Raw genomic sequence first — 16,922 nt, 5'->3', positions numbered from 1 at the left:
GGGTACGTTAGAATATTCTGTATTCTGGCTATCACTCCACCCCCACTATCCAAACCCAAATTGGATGTTTAAGAAATTCTAAGAAAACAAGAGCATTTTGAAGATATTTTAATTATATAGAGGGAGGTGTACTTAAAAGAATACGAGACTCCAAGGGAAACAAGGAAAAATATAAGGGACTATATAGATTTTTACAATCACGAACGTCCCCATCAGTCATTAAACTATAAAACACCAGCATCTATTTATTTCGGGTAGGTGGATCGCTGGTTGTCCACCACCATTGACCTTGCTTTTGTCCGTGTTCATTGAGCCCACGCAGGCCAAAAAATAGCCTGAAGGAGCTGATTCTTCTTTAAATTGTAACACGGACAAATCGATTCTAAGCATTCGTGGGCCCCCCTCCATCGCCTGCTGAGAATCGGGCGCGGCAGTCAATGGCAAGCAGCTGTCGCTAAGGCTGGCTCTAACATCGAAAAAGTGGTTCCCATTTTCAGTGAGGCAAGTACTCGCTTTAACCGTGAAAGGGCAAAGACACAATCTATTAACCTACCTTATTTTTAAAAAGTATTGTCTTGACATTGGGGTCCACTTTAGTATTTGAAATAGCATCTATGCAAGTTTAAGAAGTAATATGATTATTAAGTGGAGAAAAGGAAATGGGGAGAAGCTATTGACTATACGAATTTTAAATGAGTCTGATGCTCAGTTATACCAAGAATTACGTTTAAGTGCATTAAAAATCAACCCTGAAGCATTTGGCTCAACTTATGAGAGAGAGGCTAAATTCACTCTTGAAGCTGTAGCAGAACGATTAAAACCAAACGATAACAAATTTGTCTTGGGTGCTTTTGAGGATAGAAATTTATTAGTGGGAATTGTGACTTTTGTGCGTGAAAGTAGTCTTAAAACTGCTCACAAAGGGAATGTTTTCGGAATGTTTGTGAAGCCAGAAATGCGAGGACAAGGATTAGGGAAGTTGCTCCTGCTTGAACTGTTAAAAAAGGCAAAAGATTGCATCGGCTTGGAACAAATTAATTTAACAGTGATATCCAATAATGAGCCTGCAAAGAATCTATACAGATCCATAGGATTCCAAAATTACGGAGTAGAAAAGAATGCTTTAAAAGATAACGGGAAGTATTTTGACGAAGATTTAATGGTTTTAAAAATTTAATTTTAATCTAGCGGAGGGTGTTATTTTGACAAGAATAATAGAAGCTCATATTTTGAAGGTTTCCTTTGAATTTTACACTTTATTAACATTAAAGTTTAACAAAATCTAAAAAAAGGTGAGTGATGATTTGATATCTAAACCGAGTAAGATAAATACACTCTTTATTTTAATGAGTTGTGTGTTTATCGCCACGGCTGCATTTGGATTGATTATCCCGATATTACCGGCCTTTATGGATAAATTCAATACAAACGGACAAATGATGGGGTTACTAGTTGCGACATACGGCATCATTCAACTGTTTTTATCTCCAGTTGCTGGACGTTTTGCTGATCGCTATGGTCGAAAAAGAATCATTGTGATGGGTTTAATTTGTCTTACTTTATCTCAATTGTTTTTTGCTTTTTCTGTTCATTTTTGGGTGCTGTTTTTGGGAAGGTTTCTCACGGGTATCGCAGTCTCACTTTTAATTCCCGGTGCGATGGCATGCATTATTGATATAACGACAGAAGAAGAACGGACTAAGGGCCTGAGTTTCCTTAATGCGTCCATCTCATTTGGTTTTGTCATTGGACCTGGAATTGGTGGTTTTTTGACAGCGTATGGTTTATCTGTTCCTTTTTATTTTGCGGCTGTTCTCTCCTTTGTTGCCTTTTTACTGTCCTTTTTTTTACTACCTGAATCCTTAGAAAAAAAGACACAGATGGCGAAAGCAGAGACTGTTTCAACCAAATCTATGATACAGCAATTATTACGCTCAGTTCAGGTACCTTATGTTGTGCCGTTGCTATTGGTCTTTCTTTATAGTGTATCTTTATATATATTTGAAGCAATTTTTGGCTTATTTGTTGACAAACAATTCGGATACACGGCAAAAGATATTGCAATGGTAATCACAATATCAGCATTAGTAAGTGTCATTGTTCAACTGACATTAACGAATAAATTTGTTTCCCTTTTTGGTGAATCGAAGGTTATGAACGGAACAATGATCGCAGGTGGCATAAGTTTTTTATTTCTCTTATTCACCACACGCTTTTGGAGTATCTTATTGCTGACATGTTTGCTTTACACAGCGACTTCCATCCTGCGTCCAGTTATCAATACAGTGCTATCCAAGTTAGCTGTAAATGAGCAAGGATTTATTGCGGGTATGAATAATGCATATGTAAGCCTAGGGAGTGTAGTCGGTCCTATATTAGGGGGGATTTTATTTGATATTAACACTTATTTCCCTTATATAGTAGGAGTATTAGCCTTTTTATCTGGTACAGTGCTTTTAACATGGAAACATAGATCCCTTGTATCAACAAGATCTAAATCGTGAGAACAAACTATTTAATAATAACTAATGGGGGGATTTCAGTAATCGATTTAATTACTGAACGAATGACAAGTGGAAATCCATTGTTGCAAAACTTATGGCAGAAAATTCAAGTAACCCGATTAGATAGAGAAAAAAGGTGAATTTATTAAGGAGTGATCGTATTGTCGAATTTTGAAGAAAATGTAAAGGGCATATTAAGACAAATAACTTCAAATCCATTAATTATTATGATGTGTGGTGTAGCAGGTTCAGGGAAGACGACATTCGCACAACGCTTAGAAACAGAAGGGTTTGTACGTCTTTCAATTGATGAAGAGATTTGGAAGGTTAATGGACGTTACGGAATAGACTATCCTGTTGAGAAATATGGCGATTATCAAGTCGAAGCTGAAAGAAGACTTCGTAATCAATTGATACGTCTAATTCAGGATAAACGAAAGGTTGTTATTGATTTTAGTTTTTGGCAAAAAGCCAAACGAGATGGATACAAACAGCTAATTGAAGAAGCTGGTGGTGAGTGGAAACTTATTTATTTGAAAGTTAGTCCTGAAATTATTCGCAAACGGTTGGATGTACGGAGTAAAAGATTTGATGCAAATGCAGCTTTTCCAATCACCGAAGATACTTTAACATCTTACCTAAACGGATTCGAAGTACCTTTATGCGAAGGGGAAGTAGTTATAGAGTCAATATAAAAGGTAGTTGACAATCTAGTTTTGATATTTTATTATCATTTTATAAAATGATAATAATTTGGAGGTAATAAACCAATGAAAGGAAATGCAGATTTACTTCTTCATCCCGTGCGGATGCGAATTGTACAGCAATTGTTGCTAAACAAACCGCTGACGATTGCTCAACTTGTCGAGATACTTGGTGATGTTCCTCAAGCTACGTTATATCGTCATATCAATCTTTTACTCGAAGCAAATTTAATTGAAGTGATTGAAACAAAAAAGGTGAAAGGAACAGAAGAACGCAAATTCTCAGTCAAAATAGATAACTTGCAAATCCCTGAAAGCGAAATTGAAACGATCTCACAGGAGGATCATATCCGTCATTTTTCCGTATTCCACGGTAATTTACTTCAATTAGCAACGTCTTATTTGGCGAATACGTCCCCTAAACAGTATGAACAAGAAGGATTTAGCTATGCGTATGTACCTTTGCATCTGTCAGATGAAGAATTTAAGGAGCTTATCCAGTCCATTCATCAGGCGATTGAGAAAGTGGTCCACAACGAGATAACACCTGAACGAACCACTCGGATTTTTGCAAGCATGTTTATTCCGCAAGACTCACAAGAATTGTAGGGAGGTTTTGACATGCATTATGGTTATCACATTGGGATTGATGAAATTGGAGCTTGGTTACCATTACTTTTGCCGATCTTAATCTTACATCTGATCTTATTTTCTGTGGCATTATGGGATTTATTAAAAAGAGATCAAAGTCGGGATTATAAATGGTTTTGGGGTGCGGTGATTATATTGGTTAACATCATCGGCCCCATTTTATATTTTGTTTTAGGAAGGAGGCAACGCTCAGATGCACCTACTTCAAGTCAGTCAACTCCAAAAAAAGTACGGAAATCATGAAGTCGTTCAAAATGTTGATTTTCATATTAATCAAGGAGAATGTGTGGCTCTTCTCGGTCCTAACGGAGCAGGTAAAACAACGATTATTAAAATGATATTAGATATAAACAAACTTACAGGTGGAAAAATTTTGCTTAACGGAAAACGCCATGATCAAATGCGTAAATTTATTGGGTATTTACCGCAACACCCTACTTTTTATCCATGGATGACGGGAAGAGAATTACTCACATTTATGGGGGGCCTTTCAAATATAGAGAGGGAGATTTTGGAACAAAGAATCAACGAATTGCTGGAGCTGGTAGGACTGGGTGAGGTAGAAAATCAGCTTATTGGCACCTATTCGGGAGGAATGAAACAGAGGTTAGGGATTGCACAAGCGCTTATCCATCAACCAAAATTATTGATTATGGATGAACCGGTTTCTGCATTGGATCCATTGGGACGCAGGGATATATTGGAATTGCTTAAAGTAATTAAACAGAAATCGACCATTCTTTTTTCAACGCATATTTTGCATGATGCTGAAGAACTTTGCGATAAGATGCTGATCATAAATAAAGGGCAATTACTTGTTAACGAATCCATTCATCAAATTATGGAACAGACTCAAAAACCAATCTTTATCATTCAGGCGCCTCGATTAAGCGAGTGGACACACCAGCTTGTGAATGAGGACATTGTTGAATCCATTGAGCTAACAGGAAATGCTGCCAAAGTGCGAGTGAAAAATATCGAGCAAGGAAGAGACTGGCTGTTGAGCAATATTTTAAATTTACATCTTCCGATTCAAAAGTTTGAATTGGTACAGGAAAGCTTGGAAGAAATCTTTTTAAGGATGGTGAAGTCATCATGAAACACTTCACTGTTCTGTTAAAGAGAGAGTGGTTGGATGCAAGGAGAAGTTACAAACTATTATGGTTGCCCATTGTTTTTATGTTTTTGGGCATCCTGCAACCTTTATCATCTTTTTATTTGCCAGAAATTTTAAAAATGGCTGGTGGACTGCCTGATGGAATGACGATCACATTACCAAAGTTAACGGCTAGTGAAGTATTAGCAAGTGCCTTAACCGATCAATTTGACCAAATGGGCTTAATCGTGATTGTAATGGCGACGATGGGCATCATCGCATCAGATAAAAATAATGGCATGTTAGCGTTTATTCTAACGCGCAATACAACAATTGTTGAATATTTGCTAAGTAAATTATTGGGGCATGCAGTCATGATTGCAGGTTCCATATTCATCGGATTTCTGTCAGCAGTATTTTATACTTTTTATTTATATCAAGTTGTTTCCGTGGTTAGGATTGCAGCAGGTTTGGGAGTTTATTACATTTGGTGCTTATTTATGTTGGCCTTTGTAATCACTATAGGTGCTTTATTGTCTAGAACACCGGCTATTGCATTGTTGTCTGTTTTTGTTCTCATCTTTTTGAAGACTGTTACTATGTTGGGGGGAGGCTTCCAAGTCTTAAATCCAGCGCATTTATCCAATCAAGCTGTTAGCATCATAACGTCAGGGAATGTGCTGCCTCACTTTTACATCACAATGACGGTATCCGTATTACTTATTGTTTTCTGCTTATTATTTGCAACATCGTATTTATCCCGAAAGGAATTGCCTTCGATGTGATTTCCTTAATCGGGTTACCGGTTAAATCATCCTTGGATGATTGGTTATATAAATTGGAGGAGATTAAGATGAGTTTTCAAGTTGTGGCGGGTGATCGTGAATTACGATTGAATATTTCGGGATGGACAGCGGCTTTAACTTTGAGGAAGGAAATCAAAATACCTTACACCTCCATTGAAGAAATTCGGGTAGGGAAATTTCCTTTTCCATGGACAGCGGCTATTAAGAGAACTGGTATCACAACATCTGGTTATAAAGCTGGAATATTCATGATTAAAGATGAGAAATATTTCTTAGCCTATCATAACCAAAATGAAGTCGTTATGCTTCAATTGAAGGGATGTGAATTTGATCACGTTGTATTTGAAAGTAGTAATTACAAACAATTGGTTCATGAAATGAGGAAGAATTGCCCTTCAATCAACATTAGCCAAAATGAGGAAGAGGAGGATGAAATATGATCGAAAAACTCACTCCCTTTCTAATTTTTGGTGCATCACTGGGATCTGGGCTGATTGCAGGATTGTTCTTTGTATTTTCGGCATTTGTCATGAAGGCTCTCTACCGGCTCCCTCCAGAGCAAGGAATTTCGGCCATGCAGTCCATAAATAGCACTGTGCTAAATCGACTATTCCTTACTGTATTCATGGGAACATCTCTTGTTTGTATCATACTTGTGATTCTTTCATTATTAAATTGGCAAGATCCGAATGCCATTTATATATTTACTGGCAGTTTGTTATATCTTCTGGGAAGCTTACTGGTCACGGCGGTATGCAATGTTCCATTAAATGATGCTTTAGCCAATGTAATAGCCACAGACCCAGAAAGTTTGGGGCAATGGAAAGATTACTATTCAAAATGGACAGCTTGGAACCATGTACGGACTATTTCAAGTTTTATTGCACTGGCATTATTTGTCTTTGTTCTTTGGCGAATGTAAGCCACTTTTTAATCATCAATTAGGAATACCCAAGGTTATCCAAGGATATTCCTAATTTCCTATGTCTATCTTCATTTCGATATTAATCCTTCCCTCAAACATTTTTCTATCGCTTGGTCACGGTTGCTTACACCAAGTTTCGCGTACATTTCAGACGCATAGTTCCTAACTGTACCCTCCGATAAGTAAAGTCTGGCTGCAATGGTCTTATAACGCATACCCTTGGCTAAAAAGCGAATAATTTCAATTTCTCTAGATGTCAGTCCATAATCATTTTTGTCATGTTTACCACCTGAAGCATTTTGCTCCTGCAATTTTTCAAACACCTGATTAGCAATTTCATGGTAGATAATGGTATCTCCACGGTGAATGAAACGAAGGGTTTCAATGAGCTCTTTCGATTGAATGGACTTAAGTAAATACCCGTTTGCTCCTTTTTGTAGTGCCTCTACCGCTTGATCGATATTCTCAAAAGATGAAAGAATAACAACCTTGATCAGGGAATTCTTTTCCTTTATCGCTTCCATGGCTTCTATTCCATTCATATTTGGCATATTTACATCCATAAGCACGATATCGGGCTGGTTTAGGCTACATAATGATAAGGCATCCTCTCCAGATTCAGCTATACCGACAATTTGCAGTTGACTGTGACTCTCCAAAGTTGTCTTCAACCCATCCAAAATGCCAGGTTGATCATCTACTAAGATTATCTTGATCGTTTCGGTATTAGCTTCGCTGTTTCGTGGAATGGTGCAGATAATCACTGTTTCTTCCATACTGTCTGTATGTATGGATAAATTTCCTTGCAAGGCCTGCAATCTTTCTTTCATCGCACTTAAGCCAAAACCGAGCTCAATCTTTTTCTCCCGTTCCAATACACCATTGTCTTCAACTTGCAAGCGGAGCTCCAAGCTGTCGAAGTAAAGAGATACTTTGATTTCACTTGCTCGCCCATGTCTAACAGCGTTTGTTAATGCTTCCTGAATGCAACGAATGATTGTTAATTTAACTTCCTTGGATAAGCTGTATTCATCTCCAAAATATCGAAATTTAACAGAGGTTTCCGTACTTTCCATAAATTTGTTAATTAACTGTTTTACATATTGTACAAGAGGTAGATTCATTGCGGATGGTTCCAACTGATGTACAAGCTTTCGCATGTCTTTTAAACCGTCATGTGCCGCATTCAGTAAAACGTTTAGTTTACGTCTAGCCTTTTCATCCGTCAATGAAGAACGGATCGACTCCATTCCCATGATCATCGTTGTAAAGGTATGGCCGACTGTATCGTGTAATTCCCGTGATAAACGATTCCGTTCCTCCAACAATGTGAGTTGCTCCACCTGGTGTACATATTGTTCAAGCACACTGTTTTGCTTTCGTATGATTAAGCCTTGCTTATGGTTGGTTACAAGTAATTGAAAAGCATAGCCGAGTCCAAACGCTACACCATAATTCGACATTAAACGAAGAACGGTGTCGGCCAAAGTTTGATCGGTGACAATCCCGATGATAAAGGGAATGACCACAATAGCTAAAGGGCCAGACCAGAAATAGACTCTTTGAATACTGTAAAAACCGATCACAAAAGCAATCGGGATAAATTGCCATATTGAATCAGGAAGAAGGAAAGCCAAAATAATGCAATAACCACCAGAAATGATAATCTCTGTAAGAATGAAATATCTTCTATAAAATTGCTGAATTAAAAATGGAACTGAAAAGACAATGAAAGGTAATCCAAACAAAATCCATAGCGGAAATGATAAAACATTATGAAATTCCCACAAGCCGATTAGGACAGAGAGTAACCAAATGGAGCGAACAGCAAATACCATCCAGTCATACCAGTACCACTTTTTAATGATGTCATACATAACAGAACCCCGCTTATTTAGTGTTGTGATTATCACTATTTTACTACAAGGCATTATGAATATCAGTCATGAAAACAAATGACAAAATGTCACTATGCCTTATGACGTGAAGTATGGATAATGAAATACGCATAGGATGTTAGGAATCTAATGCTATTCAATTATTAAAAGACAAGGTGGTTTTCTGTATGAAAATGTTTATTTCAAATTTTAAAAACTTTGTGTATTTACTCCTTTGGTTTTTCATTGGCTTCTTATACTTCGCTTTTTATTTAATAAGCGTAACGTTTTCCGTAGGAGTAAGCTTTACAGTTGTCGGCATTCCGATTTTAGCTGGAGTTTTTCGAACGATTCCTTTTTTTCTGGATTTAGATCGAAAGGCAGCAGAAAAATATGCGTACATCAATATTCCTAACTTAAAGTGGGACCCACAGGATAAAGTGATAAAGGAAATTTCAGACAAAAGAAATTGGTTTGCTGTGGGGATCATGGTTTTTCCAAGATTTCTTCTAGGTTTCTTCACTTTTATTGCTGCTTTTGTCTGTTATTTACTGCCAATCGCGATGATTTTATCACCTTATTTGTATAGATTATTTGATATGACCGTCATGATGATCACGATTGATACATTACCACGTGCTATAGTAGCTTGCATAGCAGGAATCATTTTATTGTTATTGTTACCCCGTTTGGCGGAAAGAATTGTAAAGTGGGCAGGGAGTTATACAGAGAATATATTGGAAACGATTCGAAGCTGGCGATAAGCGTTTGATGATCGTATGTAATATAGGAGGATAAGGCTTTACTATATGTAGTGAATTTATCAAATGGAGATTAAAAAAATCTAAACCTCCGTTTCTCCCTTTAAAAAAGGATTTCATAAGGGGACATTAATTTTGCTTTTTTTAAGCTACGATATATCAAAAACATCTTGGATAATTATGAAACCATTATAGCAGTAATGTCACAACAAACAGCATCTAGTACAAATATCAATTTTTATGCCCAACTGGTTGATTATCAGTTGGGCCTTATATTTTTTAAAAAAATAAGATCACTGATATTTTTGGCATTTTATAAAAAATCTTGTTGAAGGTTATGAAAGGGGAAATCATCACCCACCTTTGCGGTTGCGAAGGGAGAGGATATGCATGATAGAACCAGATCGTACCGAATGGCAAGTTCGCTGTGCATTTAATGCTTTTTGTAAACGTGTGTTGAAGAATGAAGCAATCAATATTTTTAATGAAAGAAAACAACGACAAGCAAAGGAGATGACATTTTCTGATCTCACCCCACAAGAAGAAAATCAACTCTATACCTTAGATAAGCAATATGAAGGAGAAGAAGGACAAAGTTTTCAAGTGGCTGGAAAGAAAATCACTCCGAAATTACTTGCTGAAGCCATGCGTACCTTGCCAAAGGAAAAGCGTATCACTGTCCTACTATACTATTTTTTTCAACTGTCTGATGTGGAAATTGGTCAACTACTCGACATTCCACGTAGTACAGTTCAGTATAGGCGGACAAGCTCTTTTGAACGGTTAAAGCGATTTTTGGAGGAACATGCAGATGAATGGGGTGATTAATTCTAATATTGAAAACAACGAGCGTGGTTTATTGCCGTACCCAATTATTTTAGCTGCAAATAAGGGTGAGCCAGAAGCAATGAAAGTAGTTGTTTTGCATTATGGAAGCTACATGACAAGCTTATCTATGCGTAAGCTCCGTGATGAACAAGGAAATACTTATTGGGGCATCGATGAAGATACACGCGAACACTTACGAGCGAAGCTTATGCAATCTGTTTTAGCTTTCAAGATTTGATGAAATAATGGTTAGGTTTTCCCTTTCATTAATCATAATTTGATCTTTGACAAAGAAAGCATGGAAGATAACGCCATGCAGTATAAATAAAAAATCAGATACGTTTTACTGATGATGAGCCACTTGATTCATACGCCACGACTTTCGTTAGAAACGAGCGATAATCTATGAATCTAATGCAATCGTGGTGGATTGCTGGCGATAACTCATTAGTTAGGATAATGATACTCCCCTACCGTCATGGTTCGAGCGTTCAAAGCGTCGCAAACTATGAGTAGGGCTGGAAGAAATACTTGCAGGGGTGAAATTCCCGTGGAGCTGTACCGACAGCCGTCTGATTTTTTAATAGTATTAAATTATCGTTGTTTCTAGTATGTATTCTTCTGTTAGTGAAAGGGAGGTATATATAATGAAGGAACTGATTACAAAAGATGATTTAATTCAACTTGGGTATCCTAAATATACTTCGATACGAATTATTAGACAAGCCAAACAAATCATGGTACAAAAAGGGTATCCATTTTATAATAATAAACGCTTAGGGCGTGTACCAAAAATGACAGTCGAATCGATTCTAGGTTGTGAACTAGAATTGGAGGAAGACAGTCATGGCTAAAACCAAATATGTAGGGGTTTATATTGATAACAATGGTCAATATTTTTATGAAACGGAGTTAGGAACGGATCGCATTACTGGAAAACGACTCCGAAAAAAAGGACGTACGAACCAACAAGGAAGAAAGTTTACTTCTGCATTGCAAGCTTATAAAGAATTGGTACGGGTGAAAAATGAATACCATCAAGCAAATGGTTATGGAAATTATCACATGACATATGGTCAATTCATGGACACTGTGTACATTCCAGCTTATGAAACCGAGGTGGAAGAAAGTACTTTTTACGTTCGCAAACGAACTTTAGAAAGTATGAGAGATCGTTTTTCAAACATTGAGCTTCGTTCTTTAGCAGTAGAAGATGTCCAACGTTATCGAACCTGGTTACTTTCTGATAAAGGAGCTGGATATTCCCAAGCATATGCAAGTTTGGTATTTGGTATGTTTCGTAAAAGTCTGGATATGGCAGTTGATATGCAATATCTAGAAGTGAACGTGTCTAAAAAGGTGAAGGCTATCCCTAAAGGAAAAGCGGTTGTCCCATATTGGACAAAGAAAGAATTTGAAAAAGTTATCTCGGTTATTTGTCTGGATGACTTTTATGAACATTTATGTTTTGTGATGTTGTGGACGTATTTCATGACGGGGATACGGGTTAGTGAAGGAACGGCCTTGTGGTGGGATGATATAGATTTTAAAAACAAACGGCTTCGCGTTCATCACTCACTGTATTTAATAAATAAAAGCAATTGGAAACGAAAAGATTATACAAAAACAGAGGATGGTAAACGGATCATCTCTTTGGATGAGGATACGATACAAGTGTTGCAAGAATGGAAACAACGACAATCAAAAATAGGGATTGACGATTTTATTTTTAGTTATGATGGAGCGCCAATGATTAAATCGACGCTTGCTAGAATTATTCAACGTTATGCAAAACTTGCAGATGTTCATCGTATTCAAGCTAAAGGACTCCGACATTCGCATGCGTCTTATCTCATTAATGAATTTAATGTTTCTGTTTTGATTTTATCAAAGCGTATGGGACATTCGAGTCCAGAAATTACGTTAAAGCATTATTCACATATGTGGTCAGGTGTAGATGAACTAATTGCGGAAGAGATGACAGGTAACATTAATATACGAACAGCGGAAAAATCAAGTATATCATTTAATGGGAATCAAGCAGTAAAAAAATAAGTTCCGCCAGAATCCCCGCCAATACAATTTAAAGGTGTGATAAACGTTGATATAGCAATGTTTCGGCGTCACCTGCACACTTGGAGTGGGAATAAGAGGCTAACTTGATTTGGTGAGAGAACGCTGATTTAACAGCATTTGACCTAATCTAAAACGGACAAATTGATTAAAAATAATATGGTTCCCTGCCAAAAACCCTGCCAAGAAAAAATTTTGGCAGGGAATTTTGTTTTTACACTGAATTTTGGCAGGGAATATTTTTAGGTATCTTACGAAGTAAAAACAATACAGTTTTTGTAATATAAATTCACATCCACAAAATTTTCCTCAACATTGGGTTAACTTATAATTTATTTCAAGCATTAGATAGGTAATAAATATTATATTTTTTTTGGGGATTGACACAAGAAATGGGATGGCTTATTATAGACAATAACGTATCGTAAAAATACGATGTGTAAATGAACAAAAGGAGTTCGACTTTTGATTAATGAAGAAATCATGCGCTTCTTAAAAGCGTTGGCTAGTGAAAAGAGACAGGAAATCATATTTTTATTTTTAAACAGAAATGAAGTAACCGTGAATCAAGTGTCTGAATTAGTTGGTATTGGTCAATCAACGGCTTCTGAGCAATTAGCAATTTTAAAAAAGGCAGGGCTCCTTTCTTCTCGGAAGGAAGGGAAAGAAGTTTTTTACTCGACAGATAGAAATAAAATCATGGAGTTATTACAGCACTTAAATCAAATACTGACGGATTGTTGTAAGTGAACATGTAGGAATCCTATATGTTCATAATTTATTCGATTACATATCGTTAAACAACGATATGAAGAGGGAGAGTATAAAATGAAAAATCAATTTGATTGTATTGTTATTGGTGGAGGGCAGGCGGGATTAGCTTCTGGTTACCACTTGCAAAAAGAAGGCATAACATATTTGATTTTAGAAGCGGAAGAACAAGCAGTTGGTTCATGGCCAAAATACTATGATAGTTTAACCTTATTCTCGCCAGCACGTTATTCATCACTTCCTGATTTACAGATTTCTGGAGATTTGAATCGTTATCCAACTAAAGATGAGGTTATTTACTACTTGAATCAATATGCAGAGCGATTTAGATTGAACATTAGGACAAAACAGAGGGTATTGGATATTCAGAAAAAAAGTGATTTATTTAAAATTAACACAGCTGATGGGAACATTTATTATTCAAAGGCGGTTATTTCAGCTACTGGGGCTTTTAATACCCCGAGTATTCCTCAAATAGAAGGAAGCGAATTGTTCAAAGGTAAAATATTGCACTCCAGTCAATACAAAAATGTAGAAGAATTTAAAAATCAAAGGGTGATAGTTGTCGGAGCAGGGAATTCTGCTATACAAATTGCCTACGAATTAGCAAATTTTTCAAACGTTACACTCGCAACCAGGAAACCAATTAACTATGTTCCCCAAAGAATATTAGGTAAAGACCTTCATTTCTGGCTTAAAGTAACAGGAATTGACAACTTTCCTTTAGGAAAGAAGTTTGCCTCGAGTAGCTCTGTATTAGATACAGGGATTTATAAGGAGGCGATTTTAAATAATATGCCAGAAAGGAAAGATATGTTTATCCGTTTTACAGAAGAGGGGATTACATGGAAAGATGGGTCAAATGAGAAAGTGGATTCTGTTATCTATGCAACAGGTTACCTTCATAATGTGAGTTATTTAACATCCCTAAAGAGAGCGGTAGAATCAAATGGCGTCCCGTTACACAAAGGAGGAATAAGCATCACAACACCTGGATTATACTTTGTAGGTATTTCTGGGCAGCGTTCATTTTCTTCAGCTACCATTCGGGGGGTAGGAAGAGATGCAAAATATGTGGTAAGACACATTAAAGAACATATAATTTAAAAGTCCTCTTAAAAGTGACTTTTTCCATAATAAATCAAAAAAAATTGATTTATTGATTGCATAAACATAATTTTATCGAGTATACTTTATATATCAAAAAAAATTGATGAAAGGGAAAATGAGAATGACTGCAATGAAAGCTCAGTTTCAAGAATATGAAAAAAAATTTAAAGCTTTAGCTGACCAGAAGCGTTTAGAACTAATGTATGAGCTTTGTCAAAGAGGAAAAACATGTGTATGTGATTTAACAGAGGTATTTGAAATGCCCCAATCAAAGCTTTCCTATCACTTAAAGATTTTGTTGGATGCAGGATTAATTATTAAAGAAACAAAAGGTACGTGGAGTTATTACGATTTAAATGATACGGAAGTAAACAAAATATTATCAGAAGAATTATGCTGCATTTTTAGGAAAACAGGAAAAGGAAGTTGCTGCTAATTTTTTTGTAACATACATCAATTTTTTTTGATTTACTAAAAAATTAAGGAGGAATTACAATGAAATACGTTCACGTGGGAATTAATGTAACAAATTTAGAGAAATCCATTGAGTTTTACCAAAAAGTATTTGGTGTATCGCCTGTGAAGGTAAAAGATGATTATGCAAAATTCTTGTTGGAAAGCCCTGGACTCAACTTTACTCTTAATGTACGCGATGAAGTGAGTGGAAATCAGGTGAATCATTTTGGATTTCAAGTAGAAACAGCAGAAGAAATTACAGCTCAAAAGGAACGGTTAGAAAAAGAAGGATTTTTTGCCCGTGATGAAATGAATACAACTTGTTGCTATGCGGTACAAGATAAATTTTGGGTAACGGACCCAGATGGAAACGAGTGGGAATTCTTTTATACAAAAGCAGACAGCGAGGTCCATAAAATTGAAAATACAGCTTGTTGCACAACTTCTAAGGAAGAGAAAACAAATTCTTGCTGCTAAGAGGTGATTAATTCTTTTTGAATAATGGAGGTTAGACAGTGACGACCGTAATATTGGCATCAGTAATTTTTTTAGCAACACTCATCTTAGTTATCTGGCAGCCTAAGGGCTTGAACATCGGGTGGTCCGCATGTGGTGGAGCACTCCTTGCCCTTTTGGTCGGCGTTGTCGGATTCAGTGATGTCTTAAAGGTCATAGACATTACATGGAATGCGACGTTATCTTTTGTAGCCATTATCCTTATTTCATTAATATTAGATGAGATTGGACTATTTGAATGGGCAGCATTACATATGGCACGGATAGCAAAAGGAAATGGAATAAAAATGTTTATCTATATGAGTATTTTAGGTGCTATTGTTGCTGCTTTATTTGCTAATGATGGGGCAGCTCTTATACTTACACCAATTGTGCTTGCAATGGTTAGGAACTTAAAATTTAAAGAACAAATGATATTTCCCTTTATTATGGCAAGTGGATTTATCGCTGATACGACATCATTGCCGTTCATTGTAAGTAACCTAGTAAATATAGTTTCCGCAGACTTTTTTAATATTGGATTTGTCGAATATGCTTCACGAATGATAATTCCAAATTTATTTTCATTAATTGCAACTATTTCAGTGTTATTAATTTATTTTAGAAAAAGTATTCCGAGAAAATACGATTTGTCCAAATTAAAGAATCCAAAAGAAGCAATCAAGGATTTGAAAATGTTTAATTTATCATGGTATGTCCTTGCTTTATTATTAATTGGTTATTTTACAAGTGAATTTATTAATATCCCAGTTTCCATTATTGCGGGAGCAATCGCTATATTTTTTATTGCAATGGCAAGAGGCAGTTCTGTTGTTGATACGAAAGTAGTTATAAAGAGTGCTCCGTGGAATATAGTAATTTTTTCAATTGGAATGTATGTAATTGTCTATGGATTAGGAAATGCAGGACTCACATCTGTACTAGCTAGTGTTATTCAAACGTTGGCAGAACAAGGGTTATTTGTAACTACGATTGTAATGGGATTCATTGCTGCCTTCTTATCGTCAATTATGAATAATATGCCAACGGTAATGATTGATGCTTTAGCAATTGCTGAAACAAATACTTCTGGTGTGCTAAGGGAAGCTCTTGTATATGCTAATGTGGTCGGGTCGGATTTAGGTCCAAAAATCACACCAATTGGTTCATTAGCAACATTAGTTTGGCTACATGTATTATCCCAAAAAGGTGTTAAAATTTCATGGGGTACTTATTTTAAAACTGGGATTGTTTTAACTATTCCTATTCTATTCATCACATTATTAGGTCTATATGTTACCTTATTACTTTACTAGAAGGAGAAATATGTCATGTCTAAAAAGTCAATCTACTTCTTATGCACCGGAAACTCTTGCAGAAGCCAAATGGCAGAGGGTTGGGCAAAGAAATATTTAGGTGATGAGTGGAACGTTTACAGTGCTGGAATTGAAACACATGGATTAAACCCGAATGCTGTAAAGGCCATGCAGGAAGCTGATGTTGATATTTCCAGTCAAACATCAGATATGATTAATCCTGAAATCTTACATAATGCAGATTTGGTGGTTACATTATGTGGAGATGCTGCTGATAAATGCCCAATCACACCACCACATGTTAAACGCGAACACTGGGGATTTGATGATCCAGCCGGAAAAGAGTGGTCTGAATTTCAGCGTGTGCGTGACGAAATTCGTGAACGGATTAAGCAATTTGGTGAAACAGGGAAATAAAAATCCTGTATTTGGCAAGTAAAAAATGTATGAAATGGCATTTAAAAATGCATGCCACTTGTCGCCTCCAATTATTGCTGTATTAATGATTCTTTATAACGAAAACTCTCACCGTTAAATAGTAGTAAATGT

The 16,922-nt window shown here is 36.4% G+C and carries 23 protein-coding genes; 21 read left to right on the top strand and 2 right to left on the bottom strand.

Annotated elements, in window-relative coordinates; all coding sequences use genetic code 11:
• Positions 1-126 precede the first annotated feature (126 nt).
• Positions 127-258 carry an integrase core domain-containing protein gene (locus KI363_RS20230; protein ID WP_212967450.1) on the top strand — a complete coding sequence of 44 codons (132 nt, stop codon included), beginning with the start codon at positions 127-129 and terminating at the stop codon, positions 256-258.
• Here KI363_RS20230 and KI363_RS20225 read toward each other — a convergent pair.
• Positions 220-390 carry a hypothetical protein gene (locus KI363_RS20225; RefSeq protein ID WP_212967453.1) on the bottom strand — a complete coding sequence of 57 codons (171 nt, stop codon included), beginning with the start codon at positions 388-390 and terminating at the stop codon, positions 220-222. The genes KI363_RS20230 and KI363_RS20225 overlap by 39 nt on opposite strands.
• Before the next feature lie 283 nt (positions 391-673).
• Here KI363_RS20225 and KI363_RS20220 point away from each other — a divergent pair, with 283 nt between their 5' ends.
• The 9 genes from KI363_RS20220 to KI363_RS20180 all read left to right on the top strand — a co-directional run bounded on the left by KI363_RS20220 (position 674) and on the right by KI363_RS20180 (position 6,683).
• Complete coding sequence (locus KI363_RS20220) at positions 674-1,177, top strand: GNAT family N-acetyltransferase (protein WP_212967449.1); 504 nt, start codon at positions 674-676, stop codon at positions 1,175-1,177.
• A 127-nt stretch (positions 1,178-1,304) separates the two neighbouring features.
• Entirely contained in the window at positions 1,305-2,504 is a 1,200-nt protein-coding gene (locus KI363_RS20215; RefSeq protein ID WP_246516967.1) for an MFS transporter, read from the top strand.
• Positions 2,505-2,665: 161 nt separating this feature from the next.
• Positions 2,666-3,199 (top strand): P-loop nucleotide/nucleoside kinase family protein, encoded by a 534-nt coding sequence (locus KI363_RS20210; RefSeq protein WP_280519787.1) that lies wholly within the window; start codon positions 2,666-2,668, stop codon positions 3,197-3,199.
• Positions 3,200-3,274: 75 nt separating this feature from the next.
• Positions 3,275-3,817, top strand: coding sequence for a helix-turn-helix domain-containing protein (locus KI363_RS20205; protein ID WP_212967448.1), 543 nt, complete (start codon positions 3,275-3,277; stop codon positions 3,815-3,817).
• A 12-nt stretch (positions 3,818-3,829) separates the two neighbouring features.
• Positions 3,830-4,102: a PLD nuclease N-terminal domain-containing protein gene (locus KI363_RS20200; protein WP_212967447.1), complete on the top strand. Its 273-nt coding sequence runs from the start codon at positions 3,830-3,832 to the stop codon at positions 4,100-4,102.
• Positions 4,053-4,958: an ABC transporter ATP-binding protein gene (locus KI363_RS20195; protein WP_212967446.1), complete on the top strand. Its 906-nt coding sequence runs from the start codon at positions 4,053-4,055 to the stop codon at positions 4,956-4,958. Before KI363_RS20200 ends, KI363_RS20195 begins: the two co-directional genes overlap by 50 nt.
• Complete coding sequence (locus KI363_RS20190) at positions 4,955-5,740, top strand: ABC transporter permease (RefSeq protein ID WP_212967445.1); 786 nt, start codon at positions 4,955-4,957, stop codon at positions 5,738-5,740. The genes KI363_RS20195 and KI363_RS20190 overlap by 4 nt, the downstream gene beginning before the upstream one ends.
• 68 nt (positions 5,741-5,808) lie before the next feature.
• Positions 5,809-6,201: a hypothetical protein gene (locus KI363_RS20185; RefSeq protein WP_212967444.1), complete on the top strand. Its 393-nt coding sequence runs from the start codon at positions 5,809-5,811 to the stop codon at positions 6,199-6,201.
• Positions 6,198-6,683 carry an anthrone oxygenase family protein gene (locus KI363_RS20180; RefSeq protein ID WP_212967443.1) on the top strand — a complete coding sequence of 162 codons (486 nt, stop codon included), beginning with the start codon at positions 6,198-6,200 and terminating at the stop codon, positions 6,681-6,683. The genes KI363_RS20185 and KI363_RS20180 overlap by 4 nt, the downstream gene beginning before the upstream one ends.
• Positions 6,684-6,754: 71 nt before the next feature.
• On the opposite strand, the gene KI363_RS20175 is transcribed toward KI363_RS20180, so the two are convergent.
• Positions 6,755-8,563, bottom strand: a complete 1,809-nt coding sequence (locus KI363_RS20175; protein WP_212967442.1) for a helix-turn-helix transcriptional regulator — start codon at positions 8,561-8,563, stop codon at positions 6,755-6,757.
• Between the two features lie 188 nt (positions 8,564-8,751).
• Between KI363_RS20175 and KI363_RS20170 the strand changes: the two genes are divergently transcribed.
• The 11 genes from KI363_RS20170 (at position 8,752) to arsC (ending at position 16,790) form a co-directional block, all read left to right on the top strand.
• Entirely contained in the window at positions 8,752-9,327 is a 576-nt protein-coding gene (locus KI363_RS20170; protein ID WP_212967441.1) for a sensor domain-containing protein, read from the top strand.
• 387 nt (positions 9,328-9,714) lie between these two features.
• Positions 9,715-10,152 carry an RNA polymerase sigma factor gene (locus KI363_RS20165; protein WP_191811452.1) on the top strand — a complete coding sequence of 146 codons (438 nt, stop codon included), beginning with the start codon at positions 9,715-9,717 and terminating at the stop codon, positions 10,150-10,152.
• Positions 10,136-10,390, top strand: a complete 255-nt coding sequence (locus tag KI363_RS20160) for a helix-turn-helix domain-containing protein (RefSeq protein ID WP_191811453.1) — start codon at positions 10,136-10,138, stop codon at positions 10,388-10,390. The genes KI363_RS20165 and KI363_RS20160 overlap by 17 nt, the downstream gene beginning before the upstream one ends.
• Before the next feature lie 409 nt (positions 10,391-10,799).
• Positions 10,800-11,006, top strand: coding sequence for a DUF3173 domain-containing protein (locus KI363_RS20155; protein ID WP_077604216.1), 207 nt, complete (start codon positions 10,800-10,802; stop codon positions 11,004-11,006).
• Positions 10,999-12,207 (top strand): tyrosine-type recombinase/integrase, encoded by a 1,209-nt coding sequence (locus KI363_RS20150; RefSeq protein WP_191811455.1) that lies wholly within the window; start codon positions 10,999-11,001, stop codon positions 12,205-12,207. The genes KI363_RS20155 and KI363_RS20150 overlap by 8 nt, the downstream gene beginning before the upstream one ends.
• Positions 12,208-12,690: 483 nt before the next feature.
• Positions 12,691-12,975: an ArsR/SmtB family transcription factor gene (locus KI363_RS20145; protein ID WP_208646320.1), complete on the top strand. Its 285-nt coding sequence runs from the start codon at positions 12,691-12,693 to the stop codon at positions 12,973-12,975.
• A 78-nt stretch (positions 12,976-13,053) separates the two neighbouring features.
• Entirely contained in the window at positions 13,054-14,103 is a 1,050-nt protein-coding gene (locus tag KI363_RS20140) for a flavin-containing monooxygenase (protein WP_158322950.1), read from the top strand.
• Between the two features lie 133 nt (positions 14,104-14,236).
• Positions 14,237-14,542 carry an arsenical resistance operon transcriptional regulator ArsR gene (arsR, locus tag KI363_RS20135; protein WP_128205421.1) on the top strand — a complete coding sequence of 102 codons (306 nt, stop codon included), beginning with the start codon at positions 14,237-14,239 and terminating at the stop codon, positions 14,540-14,542.
• 59 nt (positions 14,543-14,601) lie between these two features.
• Positions 14,602-15,039, top strand: a complete 438-nt coding sequence (locus KI363_RS20130; protein WP_120075858.1) for an ArsI/CadI family heavy metal resistance metalloenzyme — start codon at positions 14,602-14,604, stop codon at positions 15,037-15,039.
• 38 nt (positions 15,040-15,077) lie between these two features.
• Positions 15,078-16,373 carry an arsenic transporter gene (locus tag KI363_RS20125; RefSeq protein ID WP_120075860.1) on the top strand — a complete coding sequence of 432 codons (1,296 nt, stop codon included), beginning with the start codon at positions 15,078-15,080 and terminating at the stop codon, positions 16,371-16,373.
• A 15-nt stretch (positions 16,374-16,388) separates the two neighbouring features.
• Positions 16,389-16,790, top strand: coding sequence for an arsenate reductase (thioredoxin) (gene arsC, locus KI363_RS20120; RefSeq protein ID WP_120075861.1), 402 nt, complete (start codon positions 16,389-16,391; stop codon positions 16,788-16,790).
• Positions 16,791-16,922 lie beyond the last annotated feature (132 nt).

Origin of the sequence: Lederbergia ruris (assembly GCF_018332955.1) — a bacterium.
GTDB lineage: Bacteria > Bacillota > Bacilli > Bacillales > Bacillaceae_C > Lederbergia > Lederbergia ruris.
This window is presented reverse-complemented; position numbering and strand designations above follow the sequence as displayed.